At 72.1% G+C, this 21,884-nt stretch carries 16 protein-coding genes; 8 read left to right on the top strand and 8 right to left on the bottom strand.

The window, feature by feature from the left end; all coding sequences use genetic code 11:
• Positions 1-74: 74 nt before the first annotated feature.
• Positions 75-1,094: a WxL protein peptidoglycan domain-containing protein gene (locus ACWGDE_RS19180; RefSeq protein ID WP_453390171.1), complete on the top strand. Its 1,020-nt coding sequence runs from the start codon at positions 75-77 to the stop codon at positions 1,092-1,094.
• Between the two features lie 63 nt (positions 1,095-1,157).
• A complete protein-coding gene (locus ACWGDE_RS19175) occupies positions 1,158-2,372 on the top strand; it encodes a hypothetical protein (RefSeq protein ID WP_453390170.1) in 1,215 nt (404 codons plus the stop codon).
• A gap of 92 nt (positions 2,373-2,464) precedes the next feature.
• Here ACWGDE_RS19175 and ACWGDE_RS19170 read toward each other — a convergent pair whose 3' ends face one another.
• From ACWGDE_RS19170 to iolC, 4 genes are read right to left on the bottom strand one after another with little or no spacing between them, the layout of a single operon-like run.
• Positions 2,465-3,964 carry a CoA-acylating methylmalonate-semialdehyde dehydrogenase gene (locus ACWGDE_RS19170; protein WP_453390169.1) on the bottom strand — a complete coding sequence of 500 codons (1,500 nt, stop codon included), beginning with the start codon at positions 3,962-3,964 and terminating at the stop codon, positions 2,465-2,467.
• Positions 3,965-3,975: 11 nt separating this feature from the next.
• Complete coding sequence (gene iolD / locus ACWGDE_RS19165; RefSeq protein WP_453390168.1) at positions 3,976-5,868, bottom strand: 3D-(3,5/4)-trihydroxycyclohexane-1,2-dione acylhydrolase (decyclizing); 1,893 nt, start codon at positions 5,866-5,868, stop codon at positions 3,976-3,978.
• Positions 5,865-6,803, bottom strand: coding sequence for a 5-deoxy-glucuronate isomerase (gene iolB, locus ACWGDE_RS19160; RefSeq protein WP_453390174.1), 939 nt, complete (start codon positions 6,801-6,803; stop codon positions 5,865-5,867). The genes iolD and iolB overlap by 4 nt, the downstream gene beginning before the upstream one ends.
• Positions 6,804-6,810: 7 nt before the next feature.
• Positions 6,811-7,776, bottom strand: a complete 966-nt coding sequence (gene iolC, locus ACWGDE_RS19155; protein ID WP_453390173.1) for a 5-dehydro-2-deoxygluconokinase — start codon at positions 7,774-7,776, stop codon at positions 6,811-6,813.
• A gap of 78 nt (positions 7,777-7,854) precedes the next feature.
• On the opposite strand from iolC, the gene ACWGDE_RS19150 reads away from it, so the two are divergent.
• The 3 genes from ACWGDE_RS19150 to ACWGDE_RS19140 all read left to right on the top strand — a co-directional run bounded on the left by ACWGDE_RS19150 (position 7,855) and on the right by ACWGDE_RS19140 (position 10,273).
• Positions 7,855-8,769: a sugar phosphate isomerase/epimerase family protein gene (locus ACWGDE_RS19150; RefSeq protein ID WP_453390167.1), complete on the top strand. Its 915-nt coding sequence runs from the start codon at positions 7,855-7,857 to the stop codon at positions 8,767-8,769.
• 23 nt (positions 8,770-8,792) lie between these two features.
• Positions 8,793-9,806 (top strand): Gfo/Idh/MocA family protein, encoded by a 1,014-nt coding sequence (locus ACWGDE_RS19145; protein WP_453390166.1) that lies wholly within the window; start codon positions 8,793-8,795, stop codon positions 9,804-9,806.
• 266 nt (positions 9,807-10,072) lie between these two features.
• Positions 10,073-10,273: a helix-turn-helix transcriptional regulator gene (locus ACWGDE_RS19140; protein ID WP_030297784.1), complete on the top strand. Its 201-nt coding sequence runs from the start codon at positions 10,073-10,075 to the stop codon at positions 10,271-10,273.
• Between the two features lie 92 nt (positions 10,274-10,365).
• Here the strand turns inward: ACWGDE_RS19140 and ACWGDE_RS19135 are convergent, their stop codons facing one another.
• Positions 10,366-12,609 (bottom strand): MMPL family transporter, encoded by a 2,244-nt coding sequence (locus ACWGDE_RS19135; protein WP_453390165.1) that lies wholly within the window; start codon positions 12,607-12,609, stop codon positions 10,366-10,368.
• A gap of 131 nt (positions 12,610-12,740) precedes the next feature.
• On the opposite strand from ACWGDE_RS19135, the gene ACWGDE_RS19130 reads away from it, so the two are divergent.
• Positions 12,741-13,493: a TetR family transcriptional regulator gene (locus tag ACWGDE_RS19130; protein ID WP_453390164.1), complete on the top strand. Its 753-nt coding sequence runs from the start codon at positions 12,741-12,743 to the stop codon at positions 13,491-13,493.
• Here the strand turns inward: ACWGDE_RS19130 and ACWGDE_RS19125 are convergent.
• A complete protein-coding gene (locus ACWGDE_RS19125; RefSeq protein ID WP_453390172.1) occupies positions 13,471-14,685 on the bottom strand; it encodes a cation:proton antiporter in 1,215 nt (404 codons plus the stop codon). The two genes, ACWGDE_RS19130 and ACWGDE_RS19125, sit on opposite strands and share 23 nt — an antisense overlap.
• A gap of 187 nt (positions 14,686-14,872) precedes the next feature.
• Between ACWGDE_RS19125 and ACWGDE_RS19120 the strand changes: the two genes are divergently transcribed.
• Entirely contained in the window at positions 14,873-15,106 is a 234-nt protein-coding gene (locus ACWGDE_RS19120; RefSeq protein ID WP_453390163.1) for a heavy-metal-associated domain-containing protein, read from the top strand.
• A gap of 110 nt (positions 15,107-15,216) precedes the next feature.
• The gene (locus ACWGDE_RS19115; protein ID WP_453390162.1) at positions 15,217-17,538 is read left to right on the top strand and encodes a heavy metal translocating P-type ATPase; all 2,322 of its coding nucleotides are present in this window, start codon (positions 15,217-15,219) and stop codon (positions 17,536-17,538) included.
• Positions 17,539-17,952: 414 nt separating this feature from the next.
• Here ACWGDE_RS19115 and ACWGDE_RS19110 read toward each other — a convergent pair whose 3' ends face one another.
• The gene (locus ACWGDE_RS19110) at positions 17,953-19,242 is read right to left on the bottom strand and encodes a citrate synthase (RefSeq protein WP_453390161.1); all 1,290 of its coding nucleotides are present in this window, start codon (positions 19,240-19,242) and stop codon (positions 17,953-17,955) included.
• Positions 19,243-19,425: 183 nt separating this feature from the next.
• The gene (gene recD2, locus ACWGDE_RS19105; protein ID WP_453390160.1) at positions 19,426-21,672 is read right to left on the bottom strand and encodes an SF1B family DNA helicase RecD2; all 2,247 of its coding nucleotides are present in this window, start codon (positions 21,670-21,672) and stop codon (positions 19,426-19,428) included.
• Positions 21,673-21,884 lie beyond the last annotated feature (212 nt).

Below are 21,884 nucleotides of genomic sequence, written 5' to 3'. Positions count from 1 at the left end.
ACCCTTCCGCGCTCCCCACGCCCCGCCCTCCCGCGCTCCCCCACCCCCCGTCCGGCCCGACTGGAGAACCGCCCATGCGCACCCGCACCCTCCTCCTCGGCCTGCTCCTCGGCCTCGCCGCCCTGCTGCTCCCGGCCCTCCCCGCGACGGCCGCGGACAACGGCACCTGGGGCGTCTTCCCGACCCCGCCCGCCGGTGCGGCGATGACCGACCGCGCGTACTTCTTCCACCAGGGCGAGGCCGGCACCACCGTCAACGACAGCGCGACGATCGTGAACTCCTCCGACAAGGAGCTGACGTTCCAGATATTCGCCACCGACGCCGTCAACACCCCGGTGGGCGGCGCCTTCGCGCTGCTGCCGGTCGAGACGAAGCCCAAGGACGTCGGCACCTGGATAAGCCTGCCGCCCGAGACGAAGACGACGGTGACCGTGCCGCCCAAGGGCCGCAAGGACTTCCCGTTCTCCGTGAAGGTCCCGGCTGACGCGACGCCCGGTGACCACGTGGGCGGGATCGTCGCCCTCAACACGGCCGTGGAGGGCATCCAGGAAGAGGGCAAGGTCAAGGTCGGGGTGAAGCGCCAGGTCGGCGCCCGGCTCTACTTCCGGGTGCCGGGGCCGGTGACGCCCGGGCTGAGCGTGGAGGACGTGAAGGTCAGCCGGTCGGCGCCGCTGCTGCCCTGGGTGAAGGACGCCCGCGCCAAGATCACGTACTCCCTGGTCAACCGGGGCAACGTGGTCGTCGAGCCCAAGGTGACGGTGTCCGCGGAGGGGCTGTTCGGCCGCCGCGTGCTGGACCGGCCGGCCCGCGAGCTGAAGCTGGTGCTGCTGCCCGGCCAGCGGATCGAGCTGACCGAGGACTGGGCGGACGCTCCGCAGTCGGACTGGGTCACCGTCGAGATCACCGCCGGCGCCTCGGCCTATCCCGACCTCGTCTCCGAGTCCGCCACCGACTTCATCGCCGTGCCGTGGCCCGCCCTGGGCGCGCTCCTGGTGCTGGCGGGCGCCGGCATCACCGTCCTGGTGCTGCGCCGGCGGCGCCGCGGAGTTTCCGAACACACCGAGTCGGCCCCGGACTTGGCTGAAGCCCGCTGACGGGCGAGGGTGTCCCCAGGGGGTGGCATTCGGCCATCACCGCTACGGGGGAGGCACCGCCCAATGGAACGACAGCACGGCGAAGAAGGTCCCGTCCGGCCGGCCCTCGGGCAAGGGTCCGAGGACCGGCCGCAGGCCACGGGCGCGTACGGGGTCGGGCTGCTGACCCTCATCGAGCGGACGCTGGGCACGGGGACCGCCGCCTACCTCCCCGGCGACGGCTGGATCCGGCTGACCCTCCCGGTCGACGACGGCGGTCCGGCCCCGGTCACGGTGGACGTGGTGGCGGATACCAGGCGGGCGCCGCGCGGGATCGCGTACCTCCTGCCGGGCGGCGGGCTGAACTTCTGCGCCGACTTCTTCACCCCGGGCGACCTGAACCTCGCCCACCGGCTGCGCCGCGAGGGCCTGCTCGTCGTCGGCGTCACCCCGCGCGAGGACGCGGCGACGGCGGCGGACATCGGCCCCGACCGGGGACTCGCGGCGCACCGGCGGGACCTCGCCGGGGTGGTGGCCGCGCTGGACGGCGCACTCGGGCTGCCGTACCAGTACGCCGGGCACTCCGCCGGAGCCGCCCTCGCCCTGGACGCGGCCGCCCACGACCGCTCGCCGCGCCTGACCCGCGTGGTGGTCCTGGACACGACCGGCCCGTACGAGGGCGACCTGGCCGTACGGGCGGCCGCGATGCGCGACGGGTACGAGGACCGGCTCGCCCAGGGCGAGTACGCGGCGGACCCGGGCCTGGCCGCGCTGATCGCCCGGGCCGTCACCGACCCCGACGCCCCCTCCCAGGTCCCCTGGCCGCCGGACCCCTCGCTGCGCTTCACCAACGCCGGGCTCGCCCATTTCGTGCTGGTCCGCACCTCCGCACTGCCCGGCCCGGCGAACTGGATCTACACCCGGGGCCACAGCGCGGGCTCCTACGTCTTCGGGGCGACGCCGGCCGAGGACCGGTTCGCCCTGACCCACACCCCGCTCGCCACCTGGCACGCGGCCACGTCCGCCCTCGGCAGCGGGCTGATCCCGACCGCGCTGATGCGGGACCTGGCCGCGATCTGGGCGGGAGACGAGAAGACGTACGAGATCGGCTGGGACCGGATCGACGCCGAAGTCGTGTGGATCAACACCGAGCTGGGGCGCGGCGACCACTCGCGCGGCGCGCAGCTGATCCGGACGGGCGGCAACGACCGGGTCGGCTTCACCGTCGTCCCGGACTACGGCCACGGCGACGCGGTGTGGTCCACGACGGCCGAGGCCGACGTCTGGTCGCTGCTGTAAGGCCCCGGAGTCCGGAAACGGGCTCGCCCCCCGCGGTGAGGGTTGCGGGGGGCGAGCAGTACCGAGCGGGCCCGTACGGGCCGTTCGTCCGGTCAGTGGTTGCGCGGGAACCCGAGGTCCACGCCGGCCGGGGCGTCCGACGGGTCGGGCCAGCGGGTCGTGACGACCTTGCCGCGGGTGTAGAAGTGGATGCCGTCGTTGCCGTAGATGTGGTGGTCGCCGAAGAGCGAGTCCTTCCAGCCACCGAAGGAGTGGTAGCCCACCGGCACCGGGATCGGCACGTTGACGCCGACCATGCCCGCCTCGATCTCCAGCTGGAAGCGGCGGGCGGCGCCGCCGTCGCGGGTGAAGATGGCGGTGCCGTTGCCGAACGGCGAGGCGTTGATGAGCGCCACGCCCTCCTCGTAGGTCTCGGTGCGCAGCACGCACAGCACCGGGCCGAAGATCTCGTCGCGGTAGGCGTCCGAGTCGGTCTTGACGTTGTCGAGGAGCGAGAGGCCGATCCAGTGGCCGTTCTCGTTGCCCTCCACCGTGTAGCCGGTGCCGTCCAGGACCACGTCGGCGCCCTGCGCGGCCGCGCCCTTCACGTAGGAGGCGACCTTGTCGCGGTGGGCCGCGGTGATCAGCGGGCCCATCTCGGAGGTCGGGTCGTTGCCGGGGCCGATCTTGATCTTCTCGGCGCGCTCGCGGATCTTGTCCACGAGGGTGTCGGCGATCGAGCCGACGGCGACGACGGCGGAGATGGCCATGCAGCGCTCGCCGGCCGAGCCGTAGGCGGCGGAGACGGCGGCGTCGGCGGCGGCGTCCAGGTCGGCGTCCGGCAGCACCAGCATGTGGTTCTTGGCGCCGCCCAGGGCCTGTACGCGCTTGCCGTTGGCGGAGGCGGTGGTGTGGATGTGGCGGGCGATCGGGGTCGAGCCCACGAAGGAGACGGCCGCGATGTCGGGGTGCGCGAGCAGCGCGTCGACGGCGACCTTGTCACCGTGGACCACGTTGAGCACGCCCGCCGGCAGACCGGCCTCGCTCGCCAGCTGCGCCAGCAGCGTGGAGGCCGAGGGGTCCTTCTCGCTCGGCTTGAGGATGAAGGTGTTTCCGCAGGCCACGGCCAGCGGGAACATCCACATCGGCACCATCGCCGGGAAGTTGAACGGGGTGATGCCCGCGACCACGCCGATGGGCTGGCGGATCGAGGAGACGTCCACGCGGCTGGAGACGGACGTCGACAGCTCGCCCTTGAGCTGCACGGTGATCCCGCAGGCCAGCTCGACGATCTCCAGGCCGCGGGCGACCTCGCCCAGCGCGTCCGAGTGGACCTTGCCGTGCTCGGCGACGATCAGGTCGGCGATCGCGTCGCGGTTGGCGTCCAGCAGGGCGCGGTAGGCGAACAGCACCTTGGTGCGGGCGGCCAGCGAGGACTGGCCCCAGGACAGGAACGCCTCCTTGGCGACCTGCACGGCGGCGTCGACCTCTTCGGCGGACGCGAGGGCCACCTGCGTGGTCACCTCGCCGGTGGCCGGGTCGGTGACCGGGCCGTAGTTGCCCGAAGCGCCCTCGACGGTCTTGCCACCGATCCAGTGGTTGACGGTCTTCATGCCTTGCTCCTTCACAGATGGCGACGTCGATGCGCGGCTTGCCGGTCGTACTCTTCGCGGGCTTCCACCGCCGACGCACGGGTCGCGGTCTCGGCCACAGGAACATCCCACCACGCCTGTGCCGGGGGTGGGCCCGACACAGTGTCGGGTGTTCGGGTCTGCGCGTAGACACATGTGGGACGGTCCGCCGCTCGCGCCTCGGCGAGGGCTTTCCGCAGGTCACCGATGGTGTGGGCGCGGATGACGGCCATCCCGAGGGAGGCCGCGTTGGCCGCCAGGTCCAGGGGCAGCGGCGGTCCGCTGTACGAACCGTCCACCGCCCGGAAGCGGTACGCGGTCCCGAACCCCTCGCCGCCCACCGCGTCGGAGAGGCCGCCGATGGAGGCGTATCCGTGGTTGTCGAGGATCACCAGCCGCACCGGGATCCCCTCCTGCACGGCGGTGACGATCTCCGTCGGATTCATCAGGTACGTCCCGTCACCGACCAGGGCCCACACCGGGCGGCCGGGCGCGGCCAGCGCGACGCCGATCGCGGCGGGGATCTCGTAGCCCATGCAGGAGTAGCCGTATTCGAGGTGGTACTGGTCGGTGGAGCGGGCCCGCCAGAGTTTGTGCAGGTCGCCGGGGAGCGAGCCGGCGGCGTTGACGAGGATGTCCTCGGGCCCGAACAGATCGTCGAGCAGCCCGAGCGCCTGCGCCTGGGTCGGGACGGCGTCCTCGTCGGGGGCCTCGAAGGCCCGGTCGACCAGCCGCTCCCAGGCCCTCTTCCCTTCTTCGTACGCCGCCTCGTACGAGGGGTCCACCCGGTACCCGGTGACCTCGGCCCGGAGTTCTTCCAGGCCCTCCCGCGCGTCGCAGACCAAGGGGCGGGCGGCGAGCTTGTGGGCGTCGTACGGGTCCAGGTTGAGGCCGACGAACCGCACGCCGGGGTGCTGGAACAGGGTCGCCGAGGCGGTGGTGAAGTCGGTGAGCCGGGTCCCGGCGGCGATCACCAGGTCGGCCTCGCGCGCCAGTGCGTCGGCGGTGGCCGTGCCCGTGTGCCCGATCCCGCCCACGTCGGCGGGGTGGTCCCAGGGCAGGACCCCCTTGCCCGCCTGGGTGACGGCCACCGGGATCCCGGTGGCCTCGGCGAAGCCGGCCAGCGCCGCCTGCGCCGCGCTGTGCCGGACCCCGCCGCCGGCGATGATCAGCGGCCGCGCGGAGCCCCGTACGGCCTCGGCCGCGCGCGCGAGCTCCGTACGGTCGGGCCGGGGCCGGCGTACGCCCCACACGCGCTCGGCGAAGAACTCCTCGGGCCAGTCGTACGCCTCGGCCTGCACGTCCTGCGGCAGCGCGAGGGTGACGGCGCCGGTCTGCACCGGGTCGGTGAGGACCCGTACGGCCTGCAGCGCGGCGGGGATCAGGGCCTCGGGGCGGGTGATCCGGTCGAAGTGGCGGGAGACGGGACGCAGGGTGTCGTTGACGGAGACGTCGCCCGCGTACGGGACCTCCAGCTGCTGGAGCACGGGGTCGGCGGGCCGGGTGGCGAAGGCGTCCCCGGGCAGCAGGAGCACCGGGATCCGGTTGACGGTGGCCAGGGCGGCCCCGGTGACGAGGTTGGTGGCGCCGGGCCCGATGGAGGTGGTGACGGCGTGCGCGGACAGCCGCCCGCTCTGCCGTGCGTACCCGACGGCGGCGTGCACCATGGCCTGCTCGTTGCGGCCCTGGAGGAACGGCATCTCCTCGCGGCCGGTCTCGAGCAGGGCCTGGCCGATCCCGGCGACGTTCCCGTGCCCGAAGATCCCCCAGGTGGCGGCGATCAGCCGGTGGCGCCGTCCGTCGCGCTCGGTGTACTGGCGGGCGAGGAAGCGGACGAGGGCCTGCGCGACGGTGAGCCGGACGGTCTGCGTCTTCTTCGGCGTCATGCGGGGTCCTCCGCGCGGTAGAAGGGCAGCCGGGGGTCGACTTCGCGGCCGGACCAGGTGGAGCGGATCCAGCCGTGATCGGGGTGGTCGCTGATGAGCCACTCCCGGGTCTCGCCGGGCCCCGCCATGACGTTGAGGTAGTACATGTCGTGTCCGGGCGCGGCGATGGACGGACCGTGCCAGCCGTCCGGGATGAGCACGGTGTCCCCGGTCCTCACTTCGGTGAGGATGTCGGTCTTCCCGGCCGGGGAGGGGCTGACACGCTGGTATCCGAGTCCCGGGATGTCCCCGTGCGGGGCGATCTCGAAGTGGTAGATCTCCTCCAGGCGGGATTCCAGACCGGGCCGGTGCTCGTCGTGCTTGTGGGGCGGGTACGAGGACCAGTTCCCGCCGGGGGTCAGTACCTCGACGGCGATGAGCCGGTCGCAGGCGAAGCCGTCCGGGCCGGCGGCGGCGAAGTTGTTGACCTGGCGGGAGCACTGGCCGCTTCCGCGGAGCTCGACGGGGACCGCGGCGGCGGGCCCGTACCGGGCGGGCAGCCGCCGCTCGCAGCGGGCCCCGGCGAGGGCGAACCGCCCGCCGGTGTTCGCCCGGATCTCGGCGGCTCCGTCCCGGGGGAGGTAGGCGAAGTCGGTGACTCCGTCGAACACCCCGGGCCGCCCGCGCAGTTCGAAGACCTGCGGTCCGCTCCCGGGGCGCTGCCCCGGACCCCGCTCCTCAAACGCCGGAGGGGCTGGATGGGGGCCGGCGTCGGCCTGCGCGGGGTCCGGGGCGGAGCCCCGGTTTCGGGAAGGGGCGGGGTGGGGGAAGGGCTCCGCGCAGCGGACCTCGCAGCCGCCGGACAGGGGGAGCACGATCCACTCCGCGTCCCCGCACGCGTGCGCGTACACCTCCCCCGGCGCGAGGTCGAGCACGAGCAGCCTCGTCCAGTCCATCGCCCACTCAGACACCAGCGGCACGGTCGAGCACCTCCTCCACTTCCCCGGCGAACGGCATCGCCGTCGAACACGCGAGCCTCGACGCCACGATCGCCCCGGCCGCGTTCGCGTAGCGGATCGTCCGCTCCAACTCCCAGCCCGCGAGCAGCCCGTGGCACAGGGCTCCGCCGAACGCGTCCCCCGCGCCGAGTCCGTTGACGACCGTCACCGCTACCGGCGCCGCCTCCACCACGGTCCCGTCGCGGTGGACGGCCAGGACCCCGCGCGGGCCCCGTTTCACCACCGCCAGCTCCACGCCGGCGGCGAGCAGCGCCCGCGCGGCCGCGTACGGCTCGGTCTCGCCGGTGGCGATCGCGCATTCCTCGGCGTTGCCCACGGCCACCGTGGCGAGGGACAGTGCCCGGCGGTACCACTCCCCGGGCCCGCCCTCGGAGGGCCACAGCATCGGCCGCCAGTCCAGGTCGAACACGGTGGTCCCGGACTTCGCGCGGGCCTCCAGCGCGGCCAGCGTCGCCGTGCGGCTCGGCTCCGCGCTGAGCCCGGTACCCGTCATCCAGAACACGCGCGCCGCCCGGACCGCGTCGAGGTCCAGCCCGGCCGCGTCGATCTCCAGGTCGGGGGCCTTGGGGTAGCGGTAGAAGTACAGCGGGAAGTCGTCCGGCGGGAAGATCTCGCAGAAGGTCACCGGCGTCGGGTAGGCCGCCACCTCCTCCACCCACCGGTCGTCCACGCCGAACGCGCGCAGTTCCGCGCGGAGGTACGCCCCGAAGGGGTCCGCGCCGGTCCGGGTGATCACCGCGGTCCGCCGGCCCAGCCGGGCCGCCGCGACGGCCACGTTGGTGGGTGAACCGCCCAGGAACTTCCCGAAGGTGTCCGCCTCGCCGAGCGGTACGCCCGTCTTCAAGGGGTAGAGATCCACCCCGATCCGTCCCATCGTGATCAGGTCGAACGGCACCGGATCCGAAGCCATCGCCACAGCCATCACCACACCCTTCCTGCCGACCGCACGCTCCCCGTTCCTCCGAGCCTCGCACTTTAAGGTGGCCGCATGACGTCCTCACCGCCCGCGTTGACGCGTATCCGCATCGGTTCGGCTCCGGATTCCTGGGGTGTCTGGTTCCCCGACGACCCCGCGCAGACCCCGTGGGAACGGTTCCTGGACGAGGTCTCCGACGCCGGTTACGAGTGGATCGAGCTCGGTCCGTACGGCTACCTGCCCACCGATCCCGTCCGGCTCACCGACGAAGTGGCCAAGCGCGGCCTGCGGGTTTCCGCGGGAACCGTCTTCACCGGACTCCATCACGGGCCCGCCGTGTGGGAGGACACCTGGGAGCACGTGTCGCGGATCGCGGAGCTCACCCGTGCCATGGGCGCGGCGCACCTCGTCGTGATCCCGTCCTTCTGGCGGGACGACAAGACCGGCGAGGTGCTGGAGGACCGCACGCTCACGCCCGAGGGCTGGCGTGAACTCACCACGCAGACCGAGCGGCTGGGGCGGCGGGTCCAGGACGAGTACGGGCTGCGGATCGTCGTGCACCCGCACGCCGACACGCACATCGACACCCCCGAGAACGTGGCCCGGTTCCTCGACGCCACCGATCCCGCGCTGGTCTCCCTCTGCCTGGACACCGGGCACTACGCGTACTGCGGCGGCGACAGCGTGCGGGCCGTCGAGACCTTCGGGGAGCGGATCGGCTACCTCCACCTCAAGCAGGTGGATCCCCGGATCCTCGCCGAAGTCGTCGCCGGCCAGGTGCCCTTCGGGCCGGCCGTGGCCCGCGGGGTGATGTGCGAGCCGCCGGCGGGGGTGCCCGCGCTGGAACCGGTGCTGGCGGCCGCCCAGCGGCTCGGCGTGGACCTGTTCGCCATCGTGGAGCAGGACATGTACCCGTGCCCGCCCGACCGCCCGCTCCCGATCGCCCGCCGCACCCGCGCCTACCTGCGCTCCTGCGGCGCCCGCTGAACGAACCCCACGGAGGAACAGACATGACCGGCACGCTCGGCATCGCCGTCATCGGCACCGGGAAGATGGGCTCGGACCACGTCCGCAGGTTCGGGCGGACGGTGGGCGGGGCCCGGGTGGTGGCCGTGGCCGACCCGGACGGGGACCGGGTCAAGGCGGTCGCGGCCGGGCTGGACGGGGTGAGCGCGCACACCGATCCGGCGGCCGCGATAGCCGCGCCCGGGGTGGACGCCGTACTGATCGCCTCGCCCGGGCCCGCCCATGAGGAAGCGATCCTGCACGCGCTGGCACGGGAGTTGCCGGTGCTCTGCGAGAAGCCGCTCACCCCGGATCCGGCGGGCGCCCTGCGGATCATGGAGGCGGAGGCCCGGGTCGGTCGCCGGCTCGTACAGGTCGGCTTCATGCGCCGCTACGACGCCGAGTACGCGCGGCTCAAGGAGCTGCTCGACGCCGGCGGCATCGGGCGGCCGCTCTTCCTGCACTGCCGGCACCGCAACGCCGCCTCGCCGTCGTTCTTCACGAGCGACATGCTGATCAGCGATTCGGTCGTGCACGAGGTGGACGCGGCCCGCTGGCTGCTCGGGCAGGAGATCACGGCCGTGACCGTGCTCTCCCCGACGCCCACCTCCGCCGCCCGCGAGGGGCTGCGCGATCCGCGCCTGGTCCTCATGGAGACCTCGGGGGGCGCCGTCGTGGACGTCGAGATCTTCGTCAACTGCGGTTTCGGCTACCAGGTGCAGTGCGAGGCGGTCGGCGAGTCCGGCAGCGCCCGGATCGGCGACGGCCACGCCATGGTCGTCCAGTCGGCCGGCCGCTGGGGCGGGGAGATCGACCAGGACTTCACGGTGCGGTTCGCCGACGCCTACGACCGCCAGCTCCGGCACTGGGTGACCGCGGCCGCGGCGGGCCGGGTGGACGGCCCCGACGCGTGGGACGGCTACGCGGCCGCGGCCGTCTCCGAGGCGGGCCTGGCCGCGGCCCGCAGCGGCGTACGGACCCTCGTGGAGCAGGTGGAACGCCCGGCCCTCTACCGCTGAGCCGGGCCCGGTGCCATGACCGGCGAGGCCTGCCGGTCACGGCGCCGGGCTGGTGTGGTGTGTGCCGTGCGTGTCACATGAGTCGCCCTTGTGTCACGCATGTCCCCATTACGCGGGTCTTCCGTCACAGCCGTCCGACAGCCCCTCCCCTGCTCTCACCGTGCGTCGTTCTCCGGGCACAACCTGAGTGATCGTCAGTGTCCACGCGCCGGCTCCCCCGACGGCCTCCCGGCCGGCCCCGCGGCGTGGACGAGGAGGTGTCGAGGATGAGCGACCGACAGCTGTGGTCGTACAAGGAGATCGCCGCTCACATCCGGGTGCAGCCGGACACCGTGCGCTCCTACCGCAAGCACGGGCTGCTGCCCGCGCCCGACCACGTGGAGGGCGGAAAGCCCTACTGGTACGCCGACACCATCCGCACCTGGGTGGCCCGCCGGCCCGGCAACCGGGGACGGCGCGAGGACTGATCCCGATGTCCGGGCCACGGACGGGTCCCTCCCGGGCCCCGTCCGCACAGCCGGCGACCGGCGACGGATGGCCGGCCACCGGCGACCGGCCGCTAGCGACTGCCCGCGGGGACCGGCTCCGGCTCCTCCGCCGCCGGCACGACCGGCTCCCCCTCGCTCAGTCCGAACCGCTCGTGCAGCCTGCGCAGCGGCGCCGGCGCCCACCATGTGGCCTTCCCGGTCAGCTTCATGACCGCCGGGACGAGCAGGCTCCGGACGACCATCGCGTCCATCAGCACGGCCAGCGCGATCCCGAGGCCCAGCATCTTGGTGTTGGTCACCCGCGAGCTGCCGATGGCGACCATCACCACGGCCAGGATCACGGCCGCCGCGGTGATCAGTCCGCCCGTGCGGGCCAGTCCCGTGCGGACCGCACCCTCGTGGTCCCCCGTCCTGTCGTACTCCTCCTTGATCCGGGATATGAGGAACACCCCGTAGTCCATGGAGAGTCCGAAGGCGATGCAGAACATCAGCACGGGCAGGGTGGTCTCGATGTCCCCCGTGGAGGTGAAGGCGAGCGGTCCCGAGAGGTGTCCCTCCTGGAAGACCCAGACCACCGCCCCGAACATGGCCGTCAGGCTGAGGGCGTTGAGCAGTACCGCCTGGAGCGGTATCAGCAGGCTGCCGGTCATCAGGAAGACCAGGAGCAGCGTGGCCGCGACCACGACGGCCAGGGCCAGGGGCAGTTCGTCGGCGATGGCCTTGCGGGCGTCGACGAGCACGGCGGCCTGTCCGGTCACGGCGGTCTCGAAGGGTGCGTCGACCTTTCTGACCTGGCCTACCAGGTCCTGGGCCTGCTGCCCCACCGCCTCGCCCTCGGTGAGCACCGAGAAGTAGGCGTACGCCGCGCCGGACGGCGCGTTCACCGGCCCGTCGACCCTGACCACGCCGGGCAGGGCTGCGACCTCCCGCTTGTAGCCGTCCAGGGCGGCGCCTCCGGACGCGCCCTCGGCCAGTACGGTCAGCGAGCCTCCGGGGGTGCCCGCGAAGCCCTCGCGGATCTCCTGCTGCACCACGTGCGATTCGGCGGTCTTCGGCAGCTGCCGGTCGTCCACGGTGCCGAACTTCACCCCGAGGAAGGGCAGCCCGAGGAGCAGCAGTCCGGCCGTGGTGGCCACGGCGAAGAGCGGGGCCCGGCGCATCACCAGGGCCGTCAGCCGGACCCAGCCGCGCCCGCCCCCGGCCGGGGGCCCGTCCTTGCGGGCCGCACCGCCGCGCCGCCACAGCCGGCGAAGGTCCAGGGAGTTGACCCGGTGCCCGAGCAGCACCAGGGCCGCGGGCAGCACGATCAGCGCGGCCGCCGCGGCGAGCAGCACCACCGCGACCCCGGCATAGGCGAAGGAGCGCAGGAAGTACATCGGGAAGAAGAGCATCGCCGAGAGGGCGACGGCGACGGTCAGCGCGGAGAAGAGCACCGTGCGCCCGGCGGTACGCAGGGTGACCGCGACGGCGGCGACCGGGTCGCGCCCGGCGGCCAGCTCCTCGCGGAACCTGCGCACGATGAAGAGGGCGTAGTCGACGGCGAGTCCGAGACCGAGCGCGGTGGTGAGGTTCTGCGCGAAGACGGAGACGTCGGTGAACTCGGTGAGGCCGCGCAGGACGGCGTTGGTCCCGATGATGGCCACGATGCCGACGCCGAGGGGCAGCAGGGCCGCGACGGCACTGCCGAAGACGAGGACGAGCAGGACGAGCGTCACCGGCAGGGCGATCAGCTCGGCGCGCAGCAGGTCCTCCTGGATGGTGGTGGTCACCTCGCGCTGGACGGCGGCCGGTCCTCCGAGGGAGACCTTCACGGGTCCGTGCTCGCCCCGGTAGTGGGGGGCTATCCGGTCGAGCACGGCGTTGACGGCCTTGTCGTCACCGGGCACCCGGGCGACGACCAGCGCCTGCCGGCCGTCCTCGGAGCGCAGCGCGGGCAGCCGCGTCCGCCAGTACGAGTCCACGCCCATCACCCCCTGCTCGGCGGCGAGCTGTGCGGTCAGCCGCTCGGCCTCGGCGGCGACGGCGGGGTCGTCCACCCCGGCCGGCCCCACCCCGGCTCCCGCGTCGACGAGGAGCAGCAGATTGGACTGGGACCCGGGGAACTCGCGCTCCAGGGCCTCGGTGGCGTAGGTGGACCGGGCTCCGGGGTCCTCCCAGCCGCCACTGCCCAGGCGGTCGGCGACGCCGCCGCCCGCGACCACGGCCAGTGCCGTGACCAGCAGGGCGAGGAGCAGCGAGAGCCTCGGCCGTGCGGTGACGAACCGGGTCCACCGGCCGCCCTCCCCGGGCGACGGCGGATTCTTGACTTCGGACATGTCTCGGTGTCCCCTTCACCGTGATTGCCAGGCCACTTAGACTGACAAACACGAGCAGTCGCTCGCGTTCCACAAGAATGCGAGCGAGTTCTCGCGTTTGTCAATCACCCACCGGAAGCAAGGGATTGGACATGCGGGAGAGCTCTCGGACCAAGAGCGCGGACAAAGCAAGCGAAACGGGAGAATCCCCGACCCCGGAAGCGGCCCCGGAAGCAACCCCGGAATCGGCCGCCGCACCCGCTCCCCGCCGGCGCCAGGCCCGCGGGGAGCGCCGGATCGCCCAGCTGCTGGCGGCCGCCGCCGGGGTGTTCTGCCGTACCGGCTACGCCGCCGCCAGCACCAACGCGATCGCCCGCGAGGCCGGCGTGTCCCCGGGCACGCTCTACCAGTTCTTCCCGAACAAGGAGGCCATCGCCGTGGAGCTGGGAGGGCAGCTGCTGCAGCGCGCCCACGAGGCGCACGGCCAAGCCTTCCTCCCCGAGAACCTGGACCGGCCGCTGCCCGAGCTGCTCGACGCCGTCCTGGACCCGGTCATCGCCTTCAACTGCGAGAACCCGGCCTTCTGGGCCCTCATGCACGGCTCCGGCGTCCCCGGGATCGCCCAGGAGCACGACGAGCTCCACACCGGGATGCTGACCCGTGTCGAGGAGGTGCTGCGCGCCTGCGTCCCGCCCTCGGCCCCCGGCACCGAGGGCGACACCGCGGCCACCCCCACCCCCGCCGAGCTGACCCACGTCGCGCACATGGTGCTCGGCATCGTCAAAGCCTCGCTCGAACTGATCCTGGCCAGCGAGGGCGCCGAACGGGCCGCGTACGTCGCGGAGCTGAAGGCCGTCCTTCTCCGCTACCTGGACCCGCTGATCACCACGCCTCTTCCTCGCTGACCCGTTCCCCCTCGGACCTCGCCCCACCCGCCCGCAACCGCAGCCCCACCAGCGGAAACACCAGTACGGAGACCATCCCGGCCCCCACCAGCGCCGCCGCCTCGCCCGACCCCAGCTTCCCGTCCTGGACCCCCAGGGTGGTGATCGCCACCACCAGCGGCAGTGCCGTGGAGCCGAACAGCACCAGCGCCGACCGGTCCCGGCGCGTCAGGTCCCGGGGGGCCAGCAGCCACAGAGGAAGTCCGCGCACGAGGAGGAACAGCAGCAGGAACACCGGCAGCAGCAGGAGCGCCCGGCCACCGTCGAGCAGGGCGTCCAGATCGAACTCGATCCCGGTGACCACGAAGAACAGCGGCACCAGGAACCCGAAGCCCATGGCCTCCACCTTCGACAGCACGGTCTCGCTGCTCTCGGGGGCGGCCCCGTGCAGCACCAGCCGGGTGATCAGGCCGGCGGCGAACGCGCCGAGCAGGACGTCGAGGCCGAGCACCTGGGACAGCGCCAGGAACGCCACGATGATCAGCACCACCAGCCGTACCGCGAACTGCCCGCTGGTGTGCAGGGTCTTGGCGACGACCCGGGAGAACCAGGGCGGCTTGGGCCGCAGCGCCCAGAACACCGCCGCCGCCGTGAGCAGCGCGAAGGCGATCAGGAGCGCCGCCGAGCGGCCCGGCGCCCGCCCGCTGAGCAGCAGCGCCATCGCGATGATCGGCCCGAACTCGCCGACCGCGCCCATCGCCATCACCACGGAGCCGAAGCGGCCCTGGAGGTCCCCCGCGTCCCGCATGACCGGCAGGATCGCGCCCAGGGCCGTACTGGTCAGAGCGGTGCCGATGTAGACGCCCTTGTCGAATCCGCCGCCCTGCGCCAGCAGGACGCCGATGCCCAGTCCCAGCCCGAGGGCGATCAGCCAGGCCCACACCGACCGCTTCAGGGTGTCGCCCCTGACCTGGCCGAACTGGATCTCGTAGCCGGCCAGGAAGATCAGCATGGCGAGGCCGAGCTGGCTCAGCACGTCGATCACCTCGCCGGTGCGCGCCCAGCCGAGGACGTCGGGCCCGACCAGGACGCCGAGCAGGATCTCGAAGATCACCAGTGGTACGGGGAGCCGACGGGCGACCCCGTACGCCAGCAGGGGCGCGAGCACCGCGATCGACATGATCAGGATGAGGGTGATCCCCGAGTGCGCCATATGTGCCATTTACGTATGGATCACAATGATTGTCCATTTCGCGTTTTCGCGGACGAGGGGATTCAAAAGATCCCGGAGGATGCTCGCTTCCATACCCCCTAGGGGTATAGTCTTCGAGTGTCGGGAGGACGGTGGAGGGATCCGCCGCCTTCCGGCGCCCGGAAACGCCCTTGAAGAGGAGAACGACATGAGCGCCGACACGGACACCCAGACCACCACCGTCTACCGGGTGACGGGCATGACCTGCGGGCACTGCGAGGGTGCGGTCACCACCGAGCTCGCCGCCCTGCCGGGCGTCAGCTCGGTCAAGGCCGTCGCCGCCACCGGCGAGGTCACCGTGGTGTCGGCCGCCCCGCTCGCCGAGGCCGACGTGCGCGCCGCCGTCGACGAGGCCGGGTACGAGCTCGCCGGCCAGGCCTGAGCACCCTCCTCCACCGGCAGGCCCCTTTCTTTCGGCACAGCCCCGCCGGGCCGTACCGGCCAGCTCATACTGGTTCCGTACGGCCCGGCTCTCCCCCTGGAGCCCGGATCATGAGCAGCAGCACAGTGCACGACGGACCCATAGCGGCGGCCGGCGCGGCCGAGGCCGCGGGCGCGGCGACGGCCACGGCCACGGCCGAGGTCGAGCTGACCATCGGCGGGATGACCTGCGCCTCCTGCGCGGCCCGCATCGAGAAGAAGCTGAACCGGATGGACGGGGTCAGCGCCTCGGTGAACTACGCCACCGAGAAGGCCAAGGTCTCCTACGGCGGAGGCGTCCAGGTTGCCGACCTCATCGCGACCGTCGTCAAGACCGGCTACACCGCCGAGGAACCCCCGCCGCCGGAGCCCGAACCCGAGGCGGAGACCGGTCCGGAGGCCTCGGAACCGAAGGAGGTACGGGACCCCGAGCTCGCCGCGCTGCGCCAGCGGCTCCTGGTCTCCAGCGTGCTCGCCCTGCCCGTCGTCCTGCTCGCGATGGTCCCGGCCCTCCAGTTCGACAACTGGCAGTGGCTCTCGCTCACCCTCGCCTCCCCCGTGGTCGTCTGGGGCGCCCTGCCCTTCCACAAGGCCGCCTGGACCAACGCCCGGCACGGCGCGGCCACCATGGACACCCTGGTCTCGGTCGGCACCCTCGCCGCCTTCGCCTGGTCGCTGTGGGCCCTGTTCTTCGGCCACGCCGGGATGCCCGGCATGCGGCACGGTTTCGACCTCACCGTCTCGCGCACCGACGGCGCCTCGGCGATCTACCTGGAGGTGGCGGCCGGGGTCGTCTCCTTCATCCTGCTCGGCCGCTACCTGGAGGCCCGCTCGAAGCGGAAGGCCGGCGCGGCCCTCAAGGCCCTGATGCGCCTGGGCGCCAAGGACGTGGCCGTCCTGCGCGGGGGCGCCGAGGTGCGCATCCCCGTGAGCGCGCTGGCCGTCGGCGACCGGTTCGTCGTCCGGCCCGGCGAGAAGATCGCCACCGACGGCACCGTCGTCGAGGGCAGCTCCGCCGTGGACGCCTCCATGCTGACCGGCGAGTCGGTCCCGGTCGAGGTCACCGTCGGCGACACCGTCACCGGCGCCACCGTCAACGCGGCGGGCCGCCTGGTCGTCGAGGCCACCCGCGTCGGCTCCGACACCCAGCTCGCCCGGATGGCCAAGCTGGTCGAGGACGCGCAGAACGGCAAGGCCGAGGTGCAGCGCCTCGCCGACCGGATCTCCGGCGTCTTCGTGCCGATCGTGCTCGTACTGGCCCTGGGCACCTGGGTGACCTGGCTGCTGCTCACCGACGACGCGACCGCCGCCTTCACCGCCGCCGTGGCCGTCCTGATCATCGCCTGCCCGTGCGCCCTGGGCCTGGCCACCCCGACCGCGCTGATGGTCGGCACCGGGCGGGGCGCGCAGCTCGGCATCCTGATCAAGGGGCCCGAGGTGCTGGAGTCCACCCGCCGCGTGGACACCGTCGTCCTGGACAAGACCGGGACCGTGACCACCGGCCGGATGACCCTGTCGGGCGTGCACGCCGCCGAGGGCGTGGACGAGACCGAACTGCTGCGGCTGGCCGGCTCCCTGGAGCACGCCTCCGAGCACCCGATCGCCCGCGCCATCGCCACGGGCGCAGCCGACAGGGCAGGGCAGCTGCCCGTCCCGGAGGGGTTCGAGAACGTCGCCGGCCTCGGCGTGCAGGGCGTGGTCGACGGACACGCCGTCCTGGTGGGCCGCGAGAAGCTGCTCGCCGACTGGTCGATCCCACTGCCGGCCGCCCTCGCCGACGCCAAGGCCGCCGCCGAGGCCGCGGGCTCCACCGCCGTCCTGGTGGCCTGGGACGGGGAGGCCCGCGGGGTGCTGACCGTGGCCGACGCCATCAAGGAGACCAGCGCCGAGGCGGTGTCGCGGCTGCGGGCCCTGGGGCTGACCCCGGTCCTGCTGACGGGCGACAACAAGGCCGTCGCCGAGACGGTGGCCCGCGAGGTGGGCATCGAGGAGGTCATCGCCGAGGTCCTCCCCGAGGACAAGGTGGACGTCGTACGCCGGCTGCAGGCCGAGGGCCGTACGGTCGCCATGGTCGGCGACGGCGTCAACGACGCGGCCGCGCTGGCCCAGGCCGACCTGGGCCTGGCGATGGGCACCGGCACCGACGCCGCGATCGAGGCGAGCGACCTGACCCTCGTACGGGGCGACCTGCGGGTCGCGGCGGACGCGATCCGGCTCTCCCGCCGAACCCTGGCCACCATCAAGGGCAACCTGTTCTGGGCCTTCGGCTACAACGTCGCGGCCCTGCCGCTGGCCGCGTCGGGTCTGCTCAACCCCATGATCGCGGGGGCCGCGATGGCCTTCTCCTCGGTCTTCGTGGTGACCAACAGCCTGCGGCTGCGCTCGTTCCGCTAGTGATCACCCTTCGCAACTCGCACACGGTTCCTTCACGCGAGACGCAGATCACAGCGACCGCAACGTAACCATCGGGCAGGGCCGTGGGTCTAATGGGGCGATGCCAGGAACGTCTTGGGGCGTTCCCGGGGGTCTTGGGGGACGCCCGTGGCATCAGCCGGCCGGGACGCGTGCCCTCGGGAAAGCTCTGAGCGGCCCTCCCGACCCGTACGGGTCCCGGCAACACCGGAGCGCGCCCCGCGCGCTCCACGCAGACACCCGGTCCGGGTCCCGTGGGGGGAATCCGTTCCGGGGTAAGGAAAGCGCCCCGACCTTCGACCCGTGGGGGGATCGATGGCGGGGCGCTTTTCCTTTTGGGCCGCGGATGACGCGGTCCCGCGGCGCCACGGGGGGCGCCGCGGCGAGAGCCTCGGGTCAGCGGTTCTCGACCGGGACGAAGTCGCGCAGGACCTCGCCGGTGTAGATCTGGCGCGGACGGCCGATGCGGGATCCGGGCTCCTTGATCATCTCGTGCCACTGGGCGATCCAGCCGGGCAGCCGGCCGATCGCGAAGAGCACGGTGAACATCTCGGTCGGGAAGCCCATGGCCCGGTAGATCAGGCCGGTGTAGAAGTCCACGTTCGGGTAGAGGTTGCGCTCGACGAAGTAGTCGTCGGCCAGCGCGTGCTCTTCCAGCTTGAGCGCGATGTCGAGCAGCTCGTCGTCCTTGCCGAGCGCCGAGAGGACGTCGTGCGCCGCCGCCTTGATGATCTTCGCCCGGGGGTCGAAGCTCTTGTAGACGCGGTGTCCGAAGCCCATGAGGCGGACGCCGTCTTCCTTGTTCTTCACCTTGCGGATGAAGGCGTCGACGTCGCCGCCGTCGTTCTTGATGCCCTCGAGCATCTCGAGGACGGACTGGTTGGCGCCACCGTGCAGCGGGCCCCACAGGGCCGAGATGCCGGCGGAGATCGAGGCGAACATGTTCGCCTGCGAGGAGCCGACCAGACGCACGGTGGAGGTGGAGCAGTTCTGCTCGTGGTCCGCGTGCAGGATCAGCAGCTTGTCGAGCGCGGCGACCACGACCGGGTCCAGGTCGTACTCCTGGGCCGGCACGGAGAAGGTCATGCGCAGGAAGTTCTCGACGTAGCCGAGGTCGTTGCGCGGGTAGACCACCGGGTGGCCGACCGACTTCTTGTACGCGTACGCGGCGATCGTCGGGAGCTTGGCCAGCAGCCGGATCGTCGAGAGGTGGCGCTGCTTCTCGTCGAACGGGTTGTGGCTGTCCTGGTAGAACGTCGACAGCGCGCTGACCACGGAGGACAGCATCGCCATCGGGTGGGCGTCGCGCGGGAAGCCGTCGTAGAAGCGCTTGACGTCCTCGTGCAGCAGCGTGTGCTGGGTGATCTCGTTGCGGAACGACGCGAGCTGGTCGACGGTCGGCAGCTCCCCGTTGATCAGCAGGTAGGCGACCTCGATGAAGGTCGAGCGCTCCGCCAGCTGCTCGATCGGGTATCCGCGGTAGCGCAGGATGCCCTGCTCACCGTCGAGGTAGGTAATGGCGGACTTATAGGCGGCGGTGTTTCCGTAGCCGCTGTCCAGGGTGACCAGCCCGGTCTGAGCCCGGAGCTTCGAGATGTCGAAGCCCTGGTCGCCAACGGTGCTCTCGACCACCGGGTAGGTGTATTCACCGTCCGCGTACCGCAGTACTACAGAGTTGTCGCTCACGTCATCCCTCACCGACGTAGTGCCTCTTCTTCGAGGTGCCCTGACTGCCTCTACCTTCCCCCATTTGGCACAGGTGAGTGCACTCGGGGTCGGGGTTTGGTGTTTTTGACGGCACTGAGTGCCTTCAACCTGCTCATCCTGCCCCCTCGGAACGGGTGGCGGATACCCCAAATGATCGATCATCTAGGTGATGTTTCCCACCGGTATGCGTCCGGAGAGCCGGGGAGCCACGGCCGTGTACCTCCTGCCTGCGGAAACGGTACGCACGGCCTGAGCGAGGGCTTTGCGGGACCCGACCAGGACGACCAGTTTCTTCGCCCTGGTCACCGCCGTGTAGAGCAGATTTCGCTGGAGCATCATCCAGGCCCCGGTGGTGACGGGGATCACGACCGCCGGATATTCACTCCCCTGGGACCGGTGGATGGTGACGGCGTACGCGTGTGCCAGCTCGTCGAGCTCACCGAACTCGTAGGCCACCTCCTCGTCTTCGTCCGTGCGCACCGTCAGACGCTGTTCGTCCAGGTCGAGGCCGGTGACCACGCCGACCGTGCCGTTGAAGACCCCGTTGGCGCCCTTCTCGTAGTTGTTCCGGATCTGGGTGACTTTGTCCCCCACCCGGAAGACCCGGCCTCCGAACCGCTTCTCGGGCAGGCCGGGCCGGGCGGGGGTGATGGCCTGCTGGAGCAGCCCGTTGAGGTTTCCGGCGCCGGCCGGGCCCCGGTGCATGGGGGCGAGGACCTGGATGTCGCGCCGCGGGTCGAGCCCGAATCTGGCTGGAATACGTCGTGCTGCGACGTCCACGGCGAGCTTTCCGGCCTCCTCGGTGTCCTCTTCGGGGAAGAGGAAGAAGTCGGGCAGCCCGTCGGTGATCGGCGGCAGGCCGGTGTTGATCCGGTGGGCGTTGGTGACCACGCCGGACTGCTGGGCCTGCCGGAAGATGGTGGTCAGCCGGACGGCGGGGACCGGACCGCCCTCGGCGAGCAGATCGCGCAGCACCTCGCCGGCGCCGACCGAGGGCAGCTGGTCCACGTCCCCGACGAGGAGCAGGTGCGCTCCCGGCGCCACCGCCTTGACCAGTTTGTTCGCCAGCAGCAGGTCGAGCATCGAGGCCTCGTCCACGACCACCAGGTCGGCGTCGAGCGGCCGTTCCCGGTCGTACGCCGCGTCCCCGCCGGGTTTGAGCTCCAGGAGCCGGTGCACGGTGGATGCCTCGGCCCCGGTGAGCTCGGCCAGCCGCTTCGCCGCCCGGCCGGTGGGGGCGGCGAGCACCACCTTGGCCTTCTTGGCGCGGGCCAGCTCCACGATCGAGCGGACGGTGAAGGACTTGCCGCAGCCCGGCCCGCCGGTCAGGACCGCCACCCGGCGGGTGAGGGCGAGGCGGACCGCGTCCCGCTGCCCGGGGGCCAGCTCGGCGCCCGTCCGGCCGGCGAGCCAGCCGAGGGCCTTGTCCCAGTCCACGTCCTGGAAGGCGGGCATCCGGTCCTCGTCCGCGTTCAGGAGCCGGCGCACCTGGCCGACCAGGGACAGTTCCGCGCGGTGGAACGGCACCAGGTACACGGCGGTGAGGGGGTCCGGACCGCCCTGCGGGTCGGGCACGGATTCCCGTACGACCCCTTCGGGATCGGCGGCGAGCTCGGCCAGGCAGTCGATGACCAGTCCGGTGTCCACCTGGAGCAGTTTGACCCCGTCGGCGATGAGCCGGTCCTCGGGCAGGAAGCAGTGCCCCTGATCGGTGGACTGGGACAGGGCGTACTGGAGGCCGGCCTTGACCCGCTCCGGGCTGTCGTGCGGGATGCCCACGGCCTGCGCGATGCGGTCGGCGGTGAGGAAGCCGATGCCCCAGACGTCGGCGGCGAGCCGGTAGGGCTGGTTCTTGACCACGGAGATGGAGGCGTCGGCGTACTTCTTGTAGATGCGGACCGCGATGGAGGTGGAGACGCCGACCCCCTGGAGGAAGACCATGACCTCCTTGATGGCCTTCTGCTCCTCCCAGGCGGCGCCGATCATCTTGGTCCGCTTGGGGCCGAGACCGGGCACCTCGATCAGCCGCTTCGGCTGCTCCTCGATGACGTCGAGGGTGGCGGTGCCGAAGTGCTCCACGATCCGGTCGGCGATCCTCGGGCCGATGCCCTTGATCAGGCCGGATCCCAGGTAGCGCCGGATGCCCTGGATGGTCGCGGGCAGCAGCGTCGTGTAGTTCTCCACGGTGAACTGCTTGCCGTACTGGGGATGGGAGCCCCAACGGCCCTCCATGCGCAGGGATTCACCCGGCTGGGCGCCCAGGAGGGACCCGACGACGGTGAGCAGGTCGCCCGCGCCGCGGCCGGTGTCCACCCGGGCGACCGTGTAGCCGCTCTCCTCGTTGGCGTAGGTGATGCGCTCGAGCACCCCCTCGACCACTGCCGACGACGCCGCCGCGTTGGTAGTCATGGGTCGAAGCTACCGTCCGGCGCCGACAGCCCGCGGGGCCTGTGGACGACTCCCCTCGCACGCCCTCCAGGAGGCCCCGCGAGGCTCCGGACACCAAAAGGGGGTGCGGCGGTGCGGCCGGGCCCCCGCACGGGTTGCCCGCCCGCCGCCGGCGTCCCGCACCCCCCCGGTACCCCCCCCGGAGCGCCGGCCCCACCAACGGCCCCCCGCCC

Source organism: Streptomyces sp. NPDC054956 (assembly GCF_053609185.1).
This window is presented reverse-complemented; position numbering and strand designations above follow the sequence as displayed.

What these genes read in the sequence shown, in the direction of transcription:
- ACWGDE_RS19170 (WP_453390169.1), bottom strand. Translation starts at nt 3,964, where the DNA reads ATGAAGACCGTCAACCACTGGATCGGTGGCAAGACCGTCGAGGGCGCT.
- ACWGDE_RS19150 (WP_453390167.1), top strand. Translation starts at nt 7,855, where the DNA reads ATGACGTCCTCACCGCCCGCGTTGACGCGTATCCGCATCGGTTCGGCT.
- recD2 (WP_453390160.1), bottom strand. Translation starts at nt 21,672, where the DNA reads ATGACTACCAACGCGGCGGCGTCGTCGGCAGTGGTCGAGGGGGTGCTC.
- ACWGDE_RS19175 (WP_453390170.1), top strand. Translation starts at nt 1,158, where the DNA reads ATGGAACGACAGCACGGCGAAGAAGGTCCCGTCCGGCCGGCCCTCGGG.
- ACWGDE_RS19115 (WP_453390162.1), top strand. Translation starts at nt 15,217, where the DNA reads ATGAGCAGCAGCACAGTGCACGACGGACCCATAGCGGCGGCCGGCGCG.
- ACWGDE_RS19130 (WP_453390164.1), top strand. Translation starts at nt 12,741, where the DNA reads ATGCGGGAGAGCTCTCGGACCAAGAGCGCGGACAAAGCAAGCGAAACG.
- iolB (WP_453390174.1), bottom strand. Translation starts at nt 6,803, where the DNA reads ATGGACTGGACGAGGCTGCTCGTGCTCGACCTCGCGCCGGGGGAGGTG.
- ACWGDE_RS19125 (WP_453390172.1), bottom strand. Translation starts at nt 14,685, where the DNA reads ATGGCGCACTCGGGGATCACCCTCATCCTGATCATGTCGATCGCGGTG.
- ACWGDE_RS19180 (WP_453390171.1), top strand. Translation starts at nt 75, where the DNA reads ATGCGCACCCGCACCCTCCTCCTCGGCCTGCTCCTCGGCCTCGCCGCC.
- ACWGDE_RS19120 (WP_453390163.1), top strand. Translation starts at nt 14,873, where the DNA reads ATGAGCGCCGACACGGACACCCAGACCACCACCGTCTACCGGGTGACG.
- ACWGDE_RS19145 (WP_453390166.1), top strand. Translation starts at nt 8,793, where the DNA reads ATGACCGGCACGCTCGGCATCGCCGTCATCGGCACCGGGAAGATGGGC.
- ACWGDE_RS19135 (WP_453390165.1), bottom strand. Translation starts at nt 12,609, where the DNA reads ATGTCCGAAGTCAAGAATCCGCCGTCGCCCGGGGAGGGCGGCCGGTGG.
- ACWGDE_RS19140 (WP_030297784.1), top strand. Translation starts at nt 10,073, where the DNA reads ATGAGCGACCGACAGCTGTGGTCGTACAAGGAGATCGCCGCTCACATC.
- iolC (WP_453390173.1), bottom strand. Translation starts at nt 7,776, where the DNA reads ATGGCTTCGGATCCGGTGCCGTTCGACCTGATCACGATGGGACGGATC.
- iolD (WP_453390168.1), bottom strand. Translation starts at nt 5,868, where the DNA reads ATGACGCCGAAGAAGACGCAGACCGTCCGGCTCACCGTCGCGCAGGCC.